This is a genomic window from Granulicella sp. S190, assembly GCF_009766095.1.
In the GTDB taxonomy this organism is placed as follows: Bacteria; Acidobacteriota; Terriglobia; order Terriglobales; family Acidobacteriaceae; genus Edaphobacter.
On sequence record NZ_LMUD01000002.1, the window covers coordinates 284,837 to 301,331 of the forward strand.

The window sequence follows — 16,495 nt, forward strand, 5'->3', positions numbered from 1 at the left end:
GCTCCACGATCTGATAGACTTACATCTGTTGTTTGGTCACGCTTCGGTCTCTTACATGTCCTGACTAAACTCGAAGGCTGCAACTCAGGAATGGGCTTATAGCTGAGCTCAATCGATGTGAGATAATTGCAAGTCGAAGACACTTTGGGGACGTAGCTCAGTTGGTTAGAGCGCTGCCCTGTCACGGCAGAGGTCGCGGGTTCGAGCCCCGTCGTCCCCGCCATCATTCTAAAGCACTTAGGATGATGGGTGACCCCAAAAAGACAGAGGTCTAAGGTTTGATATGGGTGCGATAAGCATCCTACCCTACCTTTTGAGGGTGTGTTTCACCCCTCGTTTCACCCAGATTCGGAACCATCATCTTTAAAACCTTGCTCTGTGCGGCCCGCTTGTTGGAGGTCGTCGCTTGTGTGTACACCTCAAGCGTGATCCTGCTGTTGGCATGCCGTAAAAGCTCCTGGACCGTCTTCACATCTTCCCCATTCGCCTTCAACAACGTGCCGAAAGTATGGCGGAAAGTATGCCAGCCGATTCGTTTGTGAATGCCGATTGCTTTCGCAACCGGGCGGATATGGCGCTTCATCAGATTGTCCGGCCAGTACGGTTGCTTGCCCCGCATGGTCTCGCTGGCGAAGACATAATCGTCAATCAGTGGGTAGGCACTCTGGCGACGCCAGCGCAGCAAGTCCTCCGCCATATAGCTGTCGAGCGGAACCGGCTTAGCTGATGTCTCCGTTTTGCAGTCTCCCACCACCTGATGCCAGATGGAACGGGTCACACTGAGTTCAAGATTGTCGAAGTCCACATCCCGCCATCGCAAGGCCAGGAGTTCGCTGACGCGAAGCCCCGTCCCCGCGTCCAGCAAAACGAGCGTCCGTTCCCGAACGTCGAGTTTACTGAGCAGGAGTTGAATTTCGACGAGTTCCAGAACATCGGGTATGCGCTCGCGCTTCGCGCTTTGCCGAACGAGTTTGATCGGATTTCGATCTGCCCATTCGTATCGCATCGCGTGTGTGAAGAGTGCGCTCATGAGGTTCCGTATCTTGGCTCGTGTTCCCTTCGCCCGCCTAATGCCGTCCAGCCAGTCTTCAACAGCTACGGACTTGACCTGGTCGAGTGTGTGATCTCCCCAGCGAGGGAGAATCCAATTCTCCAGATTGCATTCATAGGCAGATCGCGTCGAGAACGCTTTTCTTCCGTTACGATCACCGGCCAGTTCCTTCAGCCTGTAATGTGCAACGAGCATCGCAATCGTACTCGGCCCGGTTCCTGCCGAGGGGGTTTCTTGGTTGGCGTCGATGCGCAACGCTTGAGCTGCTTTGAGGGCTGATGCTTCATTTGCGATGGTTGTGATCGTGCCGACGATTGCTTTACGGTACTTACTCTTGCCGTCGGTTCCGGTCTCATACCACCGAAAGATCCATACATCAGGTCCGCTCCGCCGCCGTTCGCGTTGCACGCTTCCTTGTTGATACCGTGTTCGCCTTGACATTGTTTCTCCTGTCTCAGGCGTAAACGGATGGCTACCTATAGGGTAGCCCTACGCCAGGCAGAGGTCGACATGTTTTGTTGATTTTTCAACTTGCCAATTGTCGATCGATCCACTGTTCGATCTCGGACGCGCGAAACCGCCAGAGCTTCCCAATATGGACTCCGCGCACAATTCCTTTGCGTGCCAATTTCTGAAGTGTCTTCGGGTGGATCTTCATGATGGAAGCGGCTTCATCAGAGTCCAATAGCGGTTCTGGTAACGCGCGCGCGGGGGACGCCGGTTTTCTGCGATTCAGGTCCTCGTCATCAAACGAGTTGCGATCGGTAAGCTGTGGATGCATCGCGAGTCCTTGTGAAGCAGATTTCGACGATCATGTTCGCAAAGGAGGACAGTCGATTGGTTCCTAGACTGCCTTTCGGTGCAGAAACAGTCCAATACTTCCTCTCTATAATGCCCAAGGTTCTATCTATCGCGATCCAAAAGAGGCACAGGTAACTAGGAACTTTTTGGTTCCTAGTTACCTGTGCGTACCTTCTTGACGAATCTGATTCGATCTCAAAACATGTAAATAGAACGACCTTATCCACAGCTTTGCACTTCGGGCCTGTGGGATCGACTCAAGCCAGCGGAGAACCTAAGGCCATGTCTGATTCCCTCGAATTTCGACTCCTAAAATACATTGTCGCGGTCGCGGAAACCTCAAACTTTACCCGTGCCGCTGAGCGTCTTTTCTTGGCCCAGCCATCGCTTAGCAAGCAGATTCGAGACTTAGAAGAAGAGATAGGGTTCGCGATCTTTGATCGTGGTCGAGATGGAGTGCGAGTCACACTCGCCGGCGAGATGATCGTGGCATACGCGAAGGAGACGTTGAGGGTCAGGGATGAACTTGTAGCGATGGCTCGGGCAGTTTATCTCGGCGATGTGCCCCCTCTGAGGCTGGGCTTTTCATCGTTCGTGAGCGGTCACATCTTGCAATCCTTTCGTGAAACCTATTGCGGCATCTTTCCCGGGTGCGAAATCAAGTTGACGGGAGGCGATCCTGCTCAGGTACTTCAACGAATCAACCAGCGTGCTTTGGACTGCGCGATTCTGCCAATGCCAATAGAGAACGACATCTACAATGCCCAACAAATATCGCAGTCGCCTCTCGTGATTTGCTTACGTGGCGACGATCCTCTCGCGCAGCAATCACAACTCGACATTCATGAAATTGCGGATCGCATCAAGATCTTTCGTGATCCCGAACTTCAGCCGTCCGCACATTCACGGCTCGTCGAGATGTTCGCAGAGGTAGGGATTGCCATGAATCTAGCATGTTCTGCGAATACACCGGCTGACATCCAGTGGATGGTGAAGTCGGGCTATGGGCTTGCGCTGATCGATCAAGTGGCGCCTCTTGATCCCGGGCTGACCAGTAGACCGATAGCGGGCGTGAATTGGACGGCCGACACCGCATTCGTCCACCACAATAGAGCCGACCATATTGCATTGCCCTTTATCGAACGATCCCTTGCGCAGCGATGGCGGGATGGCAACAAGAAGAAGCGGCCTGAAATTATTCGACCTGAGCAGTTGAAGCTGTTGGCATAGACAAAAGATATGGCGATATAGACACGAAGTCTTGGACGGCAATTCGTTTGGCGGTTAGCTTCCGAATCATGACGGCGAACATTCGAGCCGTTCGGAGGATCAGATGCCCAAGACTAGCCCCCTGAGGTCCCTGCTTCGCAACCGGCGAGGACACCGCATACTTCAACAACGATTGCTTTCCATCGCGCGCACCTTACTACCTACCGCCATTGCGGTTTCATTCGCCGCAGCCGCTCATGCTCAAGGAACGATGGATTTCTCCGGAGCCCAGACGCTCATGGGGACGTTCAAAACGTTCGCGGTGTACGCGGGAGCTGTTATCTGTTTCGGCGGCCTCATCTTCGCTGGAATTCGCATGATGTCGGGAAGATTTCAAGATGCTATCCCAGGACTCTTCGGCGCGCTATTCGGTGCCGGAGTACTCGGTTGGGGAGCCGGTTGGATTGGACCTCCAGCGCCGCGACGTGCATCCTCTGGAAGAGGCGCGGAGCTTCAAAGCATTGCTCGACTTGGAGGAACCTAAATACAGCATCGAGCAGATTGCCTCCAAGATCGGTAAGCCGCCCGCTTACGTCGCCACGCGCTTGAAGTTGACTGAGTTGGCCGAGGTTGTCGTAGAGGAGTTCTACCGTGAAGAGATCGGCGTTGGCCATGCGCTGTTGCTGGCGAAGCTGCCGCTCGATAAACAGGAAGAGGCGTTGAAGGAATGCTTTCAGGAGGAGTGGAGTGCGACTCGCGACCGCAAAGCCAAGCGCATCATTCTCCCTGTCCGGCATCTGCAAGCATGGATTGAGCAGAACATCTTGCTTGTCCTCAAGGATGCGCCGTTCGATAAGAAGGACGCTCATCTCATCGCCATCGCCGGGAGCTGTGTTGATTGCCCAAAACGCACAGGCCACAACAAGCTACTGTTTGCCGACCTCGGCAAGCAGGACGCATGTACCGACCCCAATTGCTATCAGGCAAAGGTCGATGGGCACCTAGCCAAGACTCTCGCCGCCAAGCCGACGCTCGTACAAATCAGCACCGGGTATCAGAAACCGCAGGAAGGTAGCACCGCTCTCCCGCGTGGCAAGTACGTTGCTATTCAGGAAGACAAGCCGAAGACCAAGGAAGATGCGCAGCGGCCAGAATATAAGGTGTGTAAGTTCACCATTGAGGCTATCGTTGCCGAAGGTAGCGGCAAGGGAACCACGCATAAAGTCTGCGCCAATCCAGACTGCGCGGTACATCATCCAAAGAAGCAAACCAGCGCAGACGATGCCAAGTGGAAGGCCGAACGGGAGCGGGAACGCAAGCAAGAAGCTGTCGCCCGCGCGACCGGGTTTCGCACCTTGGAGGCCATTGGGAACGCCGTCCCGGTGCGCCCGATGAAACGCGAGTTGCTGTACGTCGCTCTAATGCTGGCGGCCAAGCTCGACCTTCCGCGTGTGGAGATCGTCGCCAAGTTGCATCATGTCAGCGGACAGAAAGAAGAAGAAACACTGTCGAAGACAATGCAAGCATACTTGCGCCGCGCTCCCGAAGGCACGTTGACAAGGCTCATCATGGAGATGTCGATTCTGCTCCGGATGGCCTCTGGGCAGGACAGCAACCGCGTTCTGGCCGAGGCCGCGAAGGACTACAGCGTCAATGTGGATGCCATCGCGTCAAACGTTAGAAAAGACTTCGCCGCGCGGGAGAAGGCCAAAGCGGAGAAGAAGGCCGATGGCAAAGCTGTACCAGTGAAGACCGCTACAGCCAAACTGAAGAAGACAGCCTAACGGATACAAGAGCACTTTGGGGTCTGCGCCAGCAGACCCCTATTTTCGCGCCCGTCCTTCCCGCCCCGGACGTTGCTCCTGCTTCGCAGAAGCCCCTATGTCCTCCCACCCGACGGGCTTGGATACGAACTGATCGTTTCGATGAGGGCAACCAATCTCGCGTCGAGCTTCTTTGCCACCTCATCGATCTTTGCATTCTGGAACAAACCAAATTGGGTTGAGGGCAAATCGTATTCAAAGTTCGTCCCACCGCTGGCATTTTCATAGACGGCCAGGCGGAGGGGAGCATAGAGTCCCGCGCCAAATGCATGTTGGGTCATTCGAATAGCCATCAAGACATTCCCAATGTGATAAACGACACCCCGCCGCCGCTTACCAGTCAGCGCGAGCCAGTCTCCATGCGTCGCAACGTAGTGGATCATTAGACCATGTGGACGGGAGGCTTCTTCCAACTTCTCTCTCAGCTCCTCGATCTTGTTCTCCGCAAGCAACTGGCGGAAGCTGTCATCCAGACGATTGACTTCCGCTTCGATTCTCGCCTTAACGGATTCATACTTCATTTCTGTCGATACGGTGACGTGTCGAACCTGGTGTTCCGCTGTTACTGTCTCCATATATTTCCTCTCTGTGAGCGATCGAACGCTCGAAACTTTTGTGTGTTGTGCGTCGCACGCCCGTTCCAGTCCAAAGCAAACTATGCTCCCCGAGGCGATTGTTGCTTACGGTTTTCGTATACGGAGAGATGGGTATACGCCGCCCGCAATAACGTCGCCTCAACACTGTGCGCTTGCGCATGTTTGAGGAGGTCTCCGAGAATGGCGTCCACCTCAATATGGTTGCTCCGGAGCAGATCCCGATAGAGAGATGTGGTGAACTTGGAATCCTCTGCCGTCAGCGTGGCAATCTGTTGCTGTTGAAATTGCGGCGTCGGTCTGTGCCCACAAACTGTGGCGATCGCTATGCATTCCAACAATATGGCGCGGGAAAACTCAATGCCTCCCGGCGCTCTCGCCACCTCGCCAATATCACCGCGCATGAGGCACGTTATCGCTCCCGCTGCCGCAAGCTGCACCCACTTCTCCCACATGCCCTGGACGATATCCGTGGACAATTGAGTGTCGAAGCCGGCGCCTCGAAACACCTCGTCCGTTTGTTCGGTTCGAGGAGTGATCTGTCGATTTAGTTCTCCGTAGGAGAGCTTTTGTACTTCCGACAACTGCACGATCCGTCCATCTTTGTCCATTTCCGTTGACACCATGCAAACTCCGCCAATGAGAGCCTCCTCGCCGAATCGACTGCTCAAGGTCTCCATGTGACGCATACCATTGAGAATGGGAAGAATCGTTGTATTGGGACCAACGGCTATCGCAAAATCATTCATTGCCTGGTCCAGCGCGAAGCCTTTCATGCTTAGAAAGATGATGTCGAAAGGTTTCTTGAGTTGGTCTGCTAGCACGACTTTCACCGGCATGGTGAGATCTCCATGGGGACTCACGACACGGATGCCGTCGGTGTTCAGTTGTTTGGCTCGCTCACCCCGAACGAGAAACGTGATGTCCCGGCCTGCCTGGGTCAGACGCGCACCGAAGTAGCCCCCCACCGCACCAGCACCTACAACTAGAACTCGCATCAATTTACCTCGGTCGACAAACGTTTCGATCAGACTTGGAACTTTCGTGAATCGGTACTGCGAGTGAGCTGCGAATGCCCATCCAGCGGCAGAGATCAGTGAGCCACATGGACTAGAAGTTTGCCAAAGTTCCGGCCCGCGAGCATCCCGATAAACGCTTGCGGCGCGTTTTCGAGACCCTCGACAATGTCTTCCTTGTACTTGACCCTGCCTTCGGCGATCCACGCGGAAACATCTTTAATGAAATCGTCGTAATACCGCTCCATTAGGTCGTAGTTCAAGAATCCTTGGATGAGCATGCGCTGATTGAGAATCTGTCTCATCGTCGCCGGCAAATAGTCTTGGGGTCGATCGCTATTGTTGGCATCGTATTCAGCCACGAGTCCACACACCGGTACACGGGCGAAACGATTAAGAAGGGGAAGGACGGAATGCCATATAGGTCCGCCCACGTTTTCAAAATAGACATCGATGCCAGAGGGACAGGCGGACGCGAGTGCCTTACCAAAGTCTTTGGCCCCGTGATCGACCGTGGCGTCAAAGTGGAGTTCATCTCGGAGATAAGCGCACTTTGCACTGCCACCCGCGATGCCGACCGCACGAGCTCCAGAGAGTTGAGCAAGCTGGCCCACTAATGATCCGACCGGCCCACTTGCGGCCGCTACGACCACGGTCTCCCCTCGGGCGGGTTTCCCAATTGCCATCATTCCCGCGTAGGCGGTAAACCCGGGCATTCCCAGGACGCCGAGCCTTGTGGTCACGGGAGCCAGTTGAGAATCGATCTTTCGTACGCTGTCTCCTGCTAAGACAGCGTGCGTCTGCCAGCCTGTATGGGCCAGGACGAAGTCGCCAGCACGATAAGCAGAGTTCTCGGAGGCAAGCACGGTGCTGACACTTTCACCTCGCATGGTTTCGCCGATCTTCAATGGTTCTGCGTAGGATTTCCGGTCGTCCATACGACTACGCATATAAGGATCGAGCGACAGATACTTCACTTCAAGCAGAAGCTCGCCTGCCTTCAGATCACGAGGTGCAAAATCCTCGGAGCGAAAGTCATCTAGCGTAACCGTGCCGTGAGGCCTGGCTACCAAAACAATCTTGCGTCCCATGGCGTTTGTCATTCGATGCCTCCATTGTTCTACCGCTTCGCTCATAGCGTTCTAGGCTGGCTAAACTCATGCTTTGGAAACGGCCTGCCTTCCTTGGCAGCAGCAGAGGCTCCTTGTAGAACTGTCTGAACTTCGTCCGCCTCAAATAGAGGCATAGAAACGTCGTACAGAATCGACCGCGCCGCAGCGAGCCCGCCCGCAGCCCATGTTCGCATCAGAAGTTTCGTCGTGGCGTAAGCAGCTGGAGGCCCGGATGCAAGCCTGTCTGCAAGGGCTCGGCATGCGTCTTCGAGTTGGTCGTCAGGAACAACGCGATTGATTAAATTGAGTCGCGCCATCTCGTCGGCACTATGCAGATCGCTGAGAAATGCAAATTCGAGCGCACGGGCGCGACCGATGCGCTCTGCAAGCTGGATGACTCCGCCCTGCAAGGTAACGATGCCGAGCAACGCTTCCGGGCAACTGAACACTGCGGATTCGGTGGCGACAACCAAGTCGCAGCTCAGGATGAGCTCCAGGCCGCCTCCCATGCAGCGTCCCTGCACGACCGCAACTGTCGGAATCGATAGTCCCTCTAGCTGATTCAACGCCTCCGCAAATGTCTCGATCTTGGGGCGCAACTCGCGTGCCGGAATGCCCGGCCAGTCATGTACATCGCCACCTAAACAGAAATCGTCACCTTCTGCGCGAATCACGAGGACGCGAACATCGCTGACCGCGACCTGACGAATTGTCGTGAGCAGGTCTTCACGCATGGCGAAGTTGATACGGTTGCCCTTCGGATGATCGAGAGAAATTGTGGCGATCGAGCCGCCAATCGCTAGATGCGCAAACGGCATACGTTAACCTCCGGGATACGGTGCTGGACGGCGAAGACCTTACATCATCGGGACCTGTGGGTTTCGACATACTCAGAAGCGTACAAGGATCTTTTTGTCTCCCGCATCGCCATCTGCGACACGTAGCGCGGCTCGATACTCGCTAGCTGGAAACACGCGCACCTCTGGCACTGTGAGTGTTCCGGAGCCGAGCAAAGATAGAATCTCCCCGACACAAGCTCGCAATACGGATGTGGGCTGCGCGGCGGCCCAACGTACTATCCACCAACCTTGCACCTTCGCGGTGGAATAGATCAGTCTCGGGCTGAAGATCGGCATCGTGAATTTGGCCGGATCAGTCTGTCGATGCGTAGAGAGTGCTCCATAGACAAAGAGTGTTCCTCCGAGAGCGAGACCCCGTGTCACTTCAGCTCCAAGCTCTCCGGCGACGCAATCAATCGCGTGGGCAACGCCGCGGCCATCGGTTAGTTCGGTAATGCGGCTGCGCAAATCCTCGTCTGCGGTACAAACGACCTCGTCCCCGCCTAAAGACCGGACGATCTTTTCTTGTTCTCGCCGACGCACCACATTGATCGTTCGAAACTTGTGAACCTGAGCTAGCTGCAGGACAAGCTTGCCCACGCTTGAGGCAGCCGCCGTCTGAAGGAGCCAATCGCCTTCCTGAAGATTATGGCTGGAGCGAGTGAGCGCCCATGCGGTCACCGGGTTGGTATATGCGATAGCTGCGGTTTCGTCAGACAAGGTCAGAGGAATTGGAAATAGGTCCTCTGCTCGACATATGACGAGCTCTCGCCAGAGGTTCCATGTACGAAGAAACATTACCCGGTTGCCGGGAGCAAGAGTTTCGACACCTTCCCCGAGTTGCTCAACGACTCCGACGCCCTCCGCGCCAGGGCTCGCTGGCAATTCCGGTTGATAGCCATACCGTCCCCGAATCATATGAAGATCGGATGGGTTGATAGGGCTGAGCGCCACACGTACGAGCACCTCTCCCTTTCCGGGTTTGGGGTCGGGAAGCTCTCCAAGTTGCAGTACCTCGTGGGGATCGCCGGTGTTGCTAAAGATGAGTGCTTTCATTTCTTCTCCTGAGAATCCTTTACCGTTAATGAGTGCGGACGGCAGGCTTGAGCTGCCGAGTGTCTAAACTTTTCCCATTGCGAATTGCTTGTTCGCTTCAACCACCGAACTATTGGCGCTGTCCGCCGTTTCGGCCAGGAAGCGATGCACGAGATGTATAGCGATAGAGCCCTCACCAACTGCCGATGCCACGCGCTTCACATTTCCCGACCGACTGTCTCCAACCGCGAAGACGCCAGGCATACTCGTCTCCAACATGTGCGGAGCCCGTGTCAATGGCCACAGAGTATCCGAGGTGCCAGCGTGCAAGTCGGAGCCGGTCAGCACGAACCCCTTCTCATCGAGAGCAATGCAGTCTTCCAGCCATTCCGTTCGCGGAGACGCTCCGGCCATCACGAATACATAGCGAATTGGACGGCTGCTTACAGCCCCGGTCTTTCCGTCGCGCCACTCGATCGATTCAAGATGGGCGTTCCCATGCAACCCGATGATTTCCGTTTGATAGTGGATGTCGATCTTAGGATTCTCCTCGATACGATCAACCAAATACTGTGACATCGAGTCTGCTAATCGCTTGGAACGCACAACAATATGGACGTGCGCACACGTTCGCGCGAGAAAGATAGCAGCCTGACCTGCGGAGTTACCGCCGCCGACCACGACGACCTCTTCCGAAGTGCAGAGTTGTGCTTCCATGTAGGTCGCGTTGTAGTGAATACCCCTGCCAGTGAAAGCCTCAATGTTGCCGATGGGTAGACGCGCATACTGTGCTCCGGTCGCGATGATGACCGCGCGCGCGCTAAACTTCATGCCGGAGTCGAGGACAACGCGATAGGGTTTGCGGTTGCAATCAAGATGTACGACTGTTTGAGCAACCATCAGCTTCGCACCGAACTTGATGGCCTGCGCTATTGCTCGATTTGCCAATTCTTGTCCCGAAAGCCCCATCGGGAAGCCGAGATAGTTTTCAATCTTTGAACTGGAGCCAGCTTGGCCCCCCGGAGCGTTCTTTTCGATCACCAGGACGCTCAGACCCTCCGAGGCAGCATAGACCGCTGCGGCAAGTCCTGCCGGACCTGCGCCAATCACAATTAGATCCCGGACGGCATTTTGATCGATATTGCTATTTAGATCGAGGCATTGGGCAAGTTCTCGGATGGAAGGGTTTCTTAGCACATGCCGGTTGTTGCAGACTACGATTGGAATGTCCCCCATGCCCACAGAGAACCTGCGCAGGAGGTCGCTAGCCGAACTATCTGTTTCGAGGTCGATGTAAGTGAACGGGTGTCCATTTCGAGTGAGGAACTCGCGGAGTGCCAGCGTATTGGAAGAATCCGGTGTCCCAAGGAGGACGACGTTCCCGTCGCCTCCTTCTATCAACGTGGAGCGGCGCGTTACGAACGCTGCCATGATCAGCTCGCCTAGTTCTGCATCTCGTGAGATCAACGAACGCAGTCGATCACCGGGAACAACGAGCAGTTCGGCCGCCTCTGTCACACGACCCCGAAAGATTGATCTCCGTCCTGAGATCATCGTCATCTCGCCTGTGAACTGGCCGGCCCCTCTGGTAGCCACCTTCTTCTCCTCATCTTCCAAGGGCTGCACAATCGCGATGCTTCCGCTGAGGACAAGGAAGAACGGTATATCAAGGTCTGAGGCGTCAAAGAGGATCTCTCCCACCTCTGCTGTGCGGTGTGTTGCGAACTGCTCGATGCGCGCAATCTGTTGCGGTGTAAGGATCGGATCTTCCTGCATGTCGAACTCCTCAGCGAACGGGTTGATGAGCGCGGTCTGATTCATGCCTGTAAGTAGGGCGTGAACTGGACGCTTGCGCGGAAGTTAGGCCTGCGGCGCGCTTCGGTAGCGCTCCGCTGGCTCTGGACGAAGGAGATTCGGAATCATTCTCTGGCGAGCTGCCTCGTATTCCTCCCACTCGGCCTTATCAGGCAACGACGGGAGAGTAACGAGTTCCCCTTGATCGAGTCCGGCGAGCGCAGCATCGACGAGGTCTTCAGGTGACATCAGGCGATTGCGTCGTTCCTCGGTCATCGTTTCGATAGGCGTTCCCGCGACCGAAAAGAATTGCGTGCGAGTCCCTGGCGGCAGTACCGCTTGAACGCGAACACCTTTTGCCTGCAATTCATGATGCAGAGATTGAGTAAAGGCGAGCACAAAGGCCTTCGAGCCGCCGTAGACGCCGTTCAGAAGTTCGGGCGCAATCGCGACGATGGAAGAGATATTAATGATCGTCCCGTGACCGCGTTGGACGAATTGAGGAACTACTGCGTAGGTAAGCCGTGTAAGCGCGGTGACATTGAGGTTGATGAGAGCCTGCATCCGGTCGGCATCTGCTTCCAAGACTGAAGCGGTCGACCCGAACCCAGCATTATTGACTAGCATCGTGATCGAAGAATCGGACCGAAGCAACTCCTCAATGCAGGTGATGTCATAGCATTCAGTGAGATCGGTGGGCAGGACTCGCACGGATCGGCCCGTGCTGTTAGCGATGTGTGTCGCGCCAGATTCTAGTTTGACCCGGTCTCGGGACACCAGGATCAGATCGTATCCCCGCTGTGCCAGCCTCTCGGCGTAGACTGCGCCGATGCCCGACGATGCGCCTGTGATGACAGCTGTACCGAGAGCACTTTTGTCTACCATTGTCAGGTTCCTTATGGAGGCTCGTAGGAACGGAAGCCTTGAATGAAGTCTGACCCTCCACTACTGCCATCCAAGGGAAAAAAAGCGCAAATCTTTGTTAACGGAGCATTCGGCGAGACCCGCTCGGCGATTCATTCGGATCAGCAGAGACAATGGGTGCTGCTTTACAAGAATTTGCGTTTCTTCACGAGCACCGTGTCGGTTGATCGGGCACTATGTGCTCAGTGACGCACAGTTCAATGGCTCTAGCAGGAGATAGTGATGCATGGAAGCGTAACCACCATTCAGAGGAACGGATTAAAGGTGCATACCTATGCGGCTCCAGAAGCGGGCTGGGTCGTGAACACTCATATCATTGAGCTAGCGAGTCAACTTCTGGTAGTCGATGCCCAGTACACTCTCGACTTCGCAGAGGAAGTTGTAGCGTTTGCGGCTACACTCAACAAACCGATAACGCGCCTCTATGTCACGCACTATCACCCAGATCACCTCCTTGGAGCGGCTGCCTTCGGGCTGCCGATTCATGGGCTTGCAGAAGTCGCGCGGAAAATCGATCAGGTTGGAGACCGAGTTGCCGGCGAGGAGCGCGCCAAGGTTGGAGATCGGATTCCAGACCACGCGGAACGGATTTCCGAGATCGTACAGGAGGGAGAAGAGCGGATTGATGGAACTCTCCTTCGACACGTCGCACTGCGCCATGCCGAGACCGCAGACGCGCTGGTAATTGCACTTCCTGAGCATGACATTCTGATCACTCAGGATCTTCTTTACCATCAGGTCCATGTATTTGTAGGCGAGCTTGCCTTCGAAAGCTGGCGCGCAGCTCTCTCGACCTTCTCGACTCTTAATTTCGGCACGCTCCTACCGGGCCATGGGAATCCTGGCGATGCAGCACTCTGGACCCATATGAGGGACTATCTGGATGTCGCCGAGCGGACATGGAAGACGTCCGACGGCGCGGAAGCCTTCCACAGGCAGATGGTCGCACTGTTCCCATATCACCGCGGCGCTCTGCTTCTGCAACACGAAGGCCGCTTTCTCTATAAATAGCCCCTACGCCTGTCATCCGTGATGGCTTGACAAGTAATGAAGCCTAACCAACAGCAAAGAAATAGAACCGTAACGACATGGGAGCTCAATTATGAAACGTTTGATACGGCAGTGCGTGTGCGGCGGCCTCCTCATGGTGGCGTTCTCGGCTTCGGCAATGGGTCAAGACAGTAGCTCAGAACCCGATGCTGCTGTCCGCAAGGCTTACAAAGATCTGATCGACGCCGAGAATCGGCACGATTTGTCAGCGGTCGAAAAGCTCGTATGGGATTCTCCGAACACCCTATTCGTTGCCAAGGCGCCTGTCGGATGGAAAGGGTACTGGGGTAAGGATGACGTGATGCAGCACTTTCACGATCTTTATGAAACCCACTTCCGGATCGATCCTGATTATCCGAACGAAAAGATCGTGCATCTCACGCCAAATGTCGCCGAAACATATGTGCCTGTAAACATCACGGCAGTCTACGGCGGATATCCCAAGCCAGCCCCATTCATCATGGTTTTGCTTTGGGTCAAGGTGGAGGGTGGGTGGAAGATGGCCACCGATCTTCCCATCCCGGTGCCACCGGAGGCAGCGAAACCAGCAGTTACAAAGTGAACCTTGGCTGCAGTGATACTCAAGCGAGCTTGCTTTGTGAGTCGCTCCGATTGATCGACAGAGCTGCAACAACGTCGATCAATCGGAGCGGAGTGGCTACGGAATTCGCTATGCTTGTCCTGCATCTGCCGGCGCATAGTCCCACATGTCGTCAGGCAGCCTTCCAGCGTTAAGGATATACAGCTTATCCCTCAGAAGCTTGACCGCAGGAAAGGGCCGGTATGCGATCGTTCGCTCAATGAGCAAACCATTTTCGTCATCGGTGAGCAACTCCAGGCTCTCGATCTCATGTCCCTCGACCGTGCCTTGCCATCTGAGAAAGGTAGTTCTCTCATCCAGTTTTCCCTCGTAAATGTACTTTCCAGGGTTATCCCGGCTCTTTGATGAGTTGGAGATCGTGAAGGCAACGTTCGCTCGTCCTTCAATGGCCCGGATGAGCATGGGGCTGTGCATTACGACGTTTTCCGCAAGTATTGCGGCGACTTGCTCGGGGGTGGGAGGACCAGCTTCACGTAACTTGCGCAGAGGGTGCATGATTGATTCCTTTCTGAGTCGTGCGTGTTGTCGATGGTCGTTGCCAGTTTGTGGTCCCCCGCGTCAAGCCTTCCACGGTGAACCTCCAAGAGAGGCACGCAGCCTCAGTGTGCTCCCGATGTTCGGTCCTCCCGACGCAAAGCGAAGCAAATCTTTGTTAACGGCCTTGGCAGTGCAACGATTCGAGCCGAGACGTTCCAATTCGTTGCGATTCAGTTGGGTCCGCCGCAATAGTGCGCCTACTCGTGACAAGTGGCGAGCGATCGCTTCGTCCTTTGCATTGATTAACGATGATTTTCAGTGAGACCTATTCTGCGGTGCTGCAAGATAACTTTCGGAAGCACGGGGCGCAAGCGATGAAGGCCGCGGATGTGCTCACACGGAAATAACTGATGCTCTCAACCAAAACCGATGTAACAAGCAAAGGAGTACTGTCATGAAAAGAATTGCCGCACTCGCCATCCTTTTTGCCTCCGCATGCGCTATCGCACAGAACGATATGAGTATGCCGAAAGATTCACGTTCCGACGCCGACAAGATCGCAGACGCGCTGAAGGCCGGCCCTGAGTTCGTGACCAAGGATGCAACCGTTGTCGATTGGCCCAAAACAAAGGATGGAGAATACCGCGTTCTTCGTCCCGGAACGAATGGATGGACATGTCTGCCTGGACTTGGTGCGGCTCATCAGGACGAGCCCGGTTGCTACGATCCGGCGTTTTTTACGTGGATCAAGGACACGCTGGCGGGAAGAACGCCGCATCTTGACCGCGTCGGAATGTCATACATGTATGCAGGCAAATGGCTTGCGACCAAGGACCACCCCAGCCAGGATGATCCCCATGCCTTTCATGTCGGTCCGCACATCATGATCGTGACCCCGGATTCCAACGAGCTGACGCTGATGAATCGCGATGGTACGGGCGGCTTGGCCTATGTGAATGGTCTTCCCGGACGTCCTGGACTCTTCCTCGTCATTCCCATCAAGCAGTGGGGAGATCCCTACGTGACGAAGCCGATGGAGCCCATGAACCACTAAAGCATCTCTCGTCTGGAAGTGGTGAAAGGCAGACCCTTTCTACAGATCAACGGAATGCTCCCAAGAGAGAAGATATGAGGTGCAACTTGAAGATACACAAATCAGGTTATGGGATCGTCGTTGCTGTCTGCATCGGAGCGCTTGCACTTTACTGTGCAAGCCCCCGAACAGCGGTACACGCGGCGAATAACAACGACGCATCGACCCAGGCGAAGATAGCAAGCGCGATCTCTGCCGGGCCGGAGGACATCACCCGGGACGCCACCATCGCCGAGATGGACGCCAAAGGCAACATGACGGTCATTCGTAAGGGGACGAACGAGTGGACCTGCATGCCGGGAGACCCAAACAGTATCGCCGATCCTCCGATGTGCGAAGACAAAGCTTCCATGCAGTGGGATTACGCGTTTCGACGGCATCTGCCGAAACCGCTCAACACGGTTCCAGGGATCACTTATATGCTTGCGGGCGCAGAGCAGCGCAGCGATAGCGACCCCTATGACAAGACCAGCCCACCGATCAAGATCGGGCCGCATTGGATGATCATGTGGCCCTTCGATCCCAAGCTGACCGGACTGCCGACGAAGCACAAGCCTGCCGGTGCTTACATCATGTGGGCGGGTTCGCCCTATGCCCATGTCCACATCATGGGTAGACCGTAACAATTCATGCTCCGATGCCGATTGTTGTGATTGGCATCGGACACGCATCAGCTTAGGAGAATTGTCGTGACGGAAGAGAAGAAGAAAGAGATCGCGTTGACCTTTCTGACTGCTCTGCAGACCAGAAATGCGGCTGAACTACGGTCCGTACTTACCGACGATGCTGTATGGAGCCTACCCGGAACCAGCGCCGTGGGCGGCGAAGCAAAGGGGGCGGAAGCTGTCGTGGCCAAAGGCCAGTTTCTCGGCAGCCACGGAGTCAATTTCGCCCTGCTGCATGTTCTCTATGGCTGGAAGGATGTGGCCATCATGCTGCATAACACGGGCCAGCACGGAGACAAGATTCTTGATGAATATCTGACGTCCATTTTGTCTTTACGCGAAGAGAAGATCCAGCGCATCGACACATACATCTCCGATGTGCCGATGTTGGATCGTTTTGCGGGTGCGTAGC

The 16,495-nt window shown here is 55.1% G+C and carries 18 protein-coding genes and 1 tRNA gene; 9 read left to right on the forward strand and 10 right to left on the reverse strand.

The window, feature by feature from the left end; translation table 11 throughout:
- Positions 1 to 146 precede the first annotated feature (146 nt).
- A tRNA-Asp gene (locus GSQ94_RS01105) sits at positions 147 to 223 on the forward strand.
- Between the two features lie 78 nt (positions 224 to 301).
- Here GSQ94_RS01105 and GSQ94_RS01110 read toward each other — a convergent pair.
- The gene (locus GSQ94_RS01110) at positions 302 to 1,306 is read right to left on the reverse strand and encodes a site-specific integrase (protein ID WP_158941471.1); all 1,005 of its coding nucleotides are present in this window, start codon (positions 1,304 to 1,306) and stop codon (positions 302 to 304) included.
- Positions 1,307 to 1,577: 271 nt separating this feature from the next.
- Complete coding sequence (locus GSQ94_RS01115; RefSeq protein WP_158941472.1) at positions 1,578 to 1,832, reverse strand: helix-turn-helix domain-containing protein; 255 nt, start codon at positions 1,830 to 1,832, stop codon at positions 1,578 to 1,580.
- A 302-nt stretch (positions 1,833 to 2,134) separates the two neighbouring features.
- Between GSQ94_RS01115 and GSQ94_RS01120 the strand changes: the two genes are divergently transcribed.
- The 3 genes from GSQ94_RS01120 (at position 2,135) to GSQ94_RS01125 (ending at position 4,845) form a co-directional block, all read left to right on the forward strand.
- Positions 2,135 to 3,082: a LysR substrate-binding domain-containing protein gene (locus GSQ94_RS01120; protein ID WP_158941473.1), complete on the forward strand. Its 948-nt coding sequence runs from the start codon at positions 2,135 to 2,137 to the stop codon at positions 3,080 to 3,082.
- Positions 3,083 to 3,185: 103 nt separating this feature from the next.
- Positions 3,186 to 3,605, forward strand: coding sequence for a hypothetical protein (locus GSQ94_RS21210; RefSeq protein ID WP_254063509.1), 420 nt, complete (start codon positions 3,186 to 3,188; stop codon positions 3,603 to 3,605).
- Positions 3,493 to 4,845 carry a chromosome partitioning protein ParB gene (locus tag GSQ94_RS01125; RefSeq protein WP_254063542.1) on the forward strand — a complete coding sequence of 451 codons (1,353 nt, stop codon included), beginning with the start codon at positions 3,493 to 3,495 and terminating at the stop codon, positions 4,843 to 4,845. Before GSQ94_RS21210 ends, GSQ94_RS01125 begins: the two co-directional genes overlap by 113 nt.
- Positions 4,846 to 4,940: 95 nt before the next feature.
- Here the strand turns inward: GSQ94_RS01125 and GSQ94_RS01130 are convergent, their stop codons facing one another.
- The 7 genes from GSQ94_RS01130 to GSQ94_RS01160 form a co-directional block, all read right to left on the reverse strand.
- Positions 4,941 to 5,459, reverse strand: coding sequence for a DUF302 domain-containing protein (locus GSQ94_RS01130; protein WP_158941475.1), 519 nt, complete (start codon positions 5,457 to 5,459; stop codon positions 4,941 to 4,943).
- Between the two features lie 80 nt (positions 5,460 to 5,539).
- Entirely contained in the window at positions 5,540 to 6,475 is a 936-nt protein-coding gene (locus GSQ94_RS01135; protein WP_158941476.1) for a ketopantoate reductase family protein, read from the reverse strand.
- Between the two features lie 95 nt (positions 6,476 to 6,570).
- Positions 6,571 to 7,596, reverse strand: a complete 1,026-nt coding sequence (locus GSQ94_RS01140; protein ID WP_158941477.1) for an NADP-dependent oxidoreductase — start codon at positions 7,594 to 7,596, stop codon at positions 6,571 to 6,573.
- Positions 7,597 to 7,625: 29 nt separating this feature from the next.
- Positions 7,626 to 8,423, reverse strand: coding sequence for an enoyl-CoA hydratase/isomerase family protein (locus GSQ94_RS01145; RefSeq protein WP_158941478.1), 798 nt, complete (start codon positions 8,421 to 8,423; stop codon positions 7,626 to 7,628).
- A gap of 72 nt (positions 8,424 to 8,495) precedes the next feature.
- A complete protein-coding gene (locus GSQ94_RS01150; RefSeq protein ID WP_158941479.1) occupies positions 8,496 to 9,500 on the reverse strand; it encodes a zinc-dependent alcohol dehydrogenase family protein in 1,005 nt (334 codons plus the stop codon).
- 63 nt (positions 9,501 to 9,563) lie between these two features.
- Positions 9,564 to 11,300 carry an FAD-dependent oxidoreductase gene (locus tag GSQ94_RS21215; protein WP_305794707.1) on the reverse strand — a complete coding sequence of 579 codons (1,737 nt, stop codon included), beginning with the start codon at positions 11,298 to 11,300 and terminating at the stop codon, positions 9,564 to 9,566.
- A gap of 39 nt (positions 11,301 to 11,339) precedes the next feature.
- Positions 11,340 to 12,158 carry an SDR family oxidoreductase gene (locus GSQ94_RS01160; protein WP_158941480.1) on the reverse strand — a complete coding sequence of 273 codons (819 nt, stop codon included), beginning with the start codon at positions 12,156 to 12,158 and terminating at the stop codon, positions 11,340 to 11,342.
- A gap of 261 nt (positions 12,159 to 12,419) precedes the next feature.
- Between GSQ94_RS01160 and GSQ94_RS01165 the strand changes: the two genes are divergently transcribed.
- Together GSQ94_RS01165 and GSQ94_RS01170 are read left to right on the forward strand one after the other, a co-directional pair.
- Entirely contained in the window at positions 12,420 to 13,208 is a 789-nt protein-coding gene (locus GSQ94_RS01165; protein ID WP_158941481.1) for an MBL fold metallo-hydrolase, read from the forward strand.
- A gap of 91 nt (positions 13,209 to 13,299) precedes the next feature.
- On the forward strand, positions 13,300 to 13,809 hold the full coding sequence (locus GSQ94_RS01170; RefSeq protein ID WP_158941482.1) for a nuclear transport factor 2 family protein: 510 nt from the start codon (positions 13,300 to 13,302) through the stop codon (positions 13,807 to 13,809).
- Between the two features lie 108 nt (positions 13,810 to 13,917).
- Here GSQ94_RS01170 and GSQ94_RS01175 read toward each other — a convergent pair whose 3' ends face one another.
- On the reverse strand, positions 13,918 to 14,343 hold the full coding sequence (locus tag GSQ94_RS01175; protein ID WP_050061329.1) for a hypothetical protein: 426 nt from the start codon (positions 14,341 to 14,343) through the stop codon (positions 13,918 to 13,920).
- 436 nt (positions 14,344 to 14,779) lie between these two features.
- Between GSQ94_RS01175 and GSQ94_RS01180 the strand changes: the two genes are divergently transcribed.
- The 3 genes from GSQ94_RS01180 (at position 14,780) to GSQ94_RS01190 (ending at position 16,494) form a co-directional block, all read left to right on the forward strand.
- Positions 14,780 to 15,379, forward strand: coding sequence for a hypothetical protein (locus GSQ94_RS01180; protein WP_158941483.1), 600 nt, complete (start codon positions 14,780 to 14,782; stop codon positions 15,377 to 15,379).
- An 86-nt stretch (positions 15,380 to 15,465) separates the two neighbouring features.
- Positions 15,466 to 16,041 (forward strand): hypothetical protein, encoded by a 576-nt coding sequence (locus GSQ94_RS01185; protein ID WP_158941484.1) that lies wholly within the window; start codon positions 15,466 to 15,468, stop codon positions 16,039 to 16,041.
- Between the two features lie 66 nt (positions 16,042 to 16,107).
- Complete coding sequence (locus GSQ94_RS01190) at positions 16,108 to 16,494, forward strand: nuclear transport factor 2 family protein (protein ID WP_158941485.1); 387 nt, start codon at positions 16,108 to 16,110, stop codon at positions 16,492 to 16,494.
- The last annotated feature ends 1 nt before the right edge of the window (position 16,495 follow it).

Coding starts and splice junctions, on each gene's coding strand:
- GSQ94_RS01115 (WP_158941472.1), bottom strand. CDS start 1,832: ATGCATCCACAGCTTACCGATCGCAACTCGTTTGATGACGAGGACCTG.
- GSQ94_RS01120 (WP_158941473.1), top strand. CDS start 2,135: ATGTCTGATTCCCTCGAATTTCGACTCCTAAAATACATTGTCGCGGTC.
- GSQ94_RS21210 (WP_254063509.1), top strand. CDS start 3,186: ATGCCCAAGACTAGCCCCCTGAGGTCCCTGCTTCGCAACCGGCGAGGA.
- GSQ94_RS01130 (WP_158941475.1), bottom strand. CDS start 5,459: ATGGAGACAGTAACAGCGGAACACCAGGTTCGACACGTCACCGTATCG.
- GSQ94_RS01135 (WP_158941476.1), bottom strand. CDS start 6,475: ATGCGAGTTCTAGTTGTAGGTGCTGGTGCGGTGGGGGGCTACTTCGGT.
- GSQ94_RS01140 (WP_158941477.1), bottom strand. CDS start 7,596: ATGACAAACGCCATGGGACGCAAGATTGTTTTGGTAGCCAGGCCTCAC.
- GSQ94_RS01145 (WP_158941478.1), bottom strand. CDS start 8,423: ATGCCGTTTGCGCATCTAGCGATTGGCGGCTCGATCGCCACAATTTCT.
- GSQ94_RS01150 (WP_158941479.1), bottom strand. CDS start 9,500: ATGAAAGCACTCATCTTTAGCAACACCGGCGATCCCCACGAGGTACTG.
- GSQ94_RS21215 (WP_305794707.1), bottom strand. CDS start 11,300: ATGAATCAGACCGCGCTCATCAACCCGTTCGCTGAGGAGTTCGACATG.
- GSQ94_RS01160 (WP_158941480.1), bottom strand. CDS start 12,158: ATGGTAGACAAAAGTGCTCTCGGTACAGCTGTCATCACAGGCGCATCG.
- GSQ94_RS01165 (WP_158941481.1), top strand. CDS start 12,420: ATGCATGGAAGCGTAACCACCATTCAGAGGAACGGATTAAAGGTGCAT.
- GSQ94_RS01170 (WP_158941482.1), top strand. CDS start 13,300: ATGAAACGTTTGATACGGCAGTGCGTGTGCGGCGGCCTCCTCATGGTG.
- GSQ94_RS01175 (WP_050061329.1), bottom strand. CDS start 14,343: ATGCACCCTCTGCGCAAGTTACGTGAAGCTGGTCCTCCCACCCCCGAG.
- GSQ94_RS01180 (WP_158941483.1), top strand. CDS start 14,780: ATGAAAAGAATTGCCGCACTCGCCATCCTTTTTGCCTCCGCATGCGCT.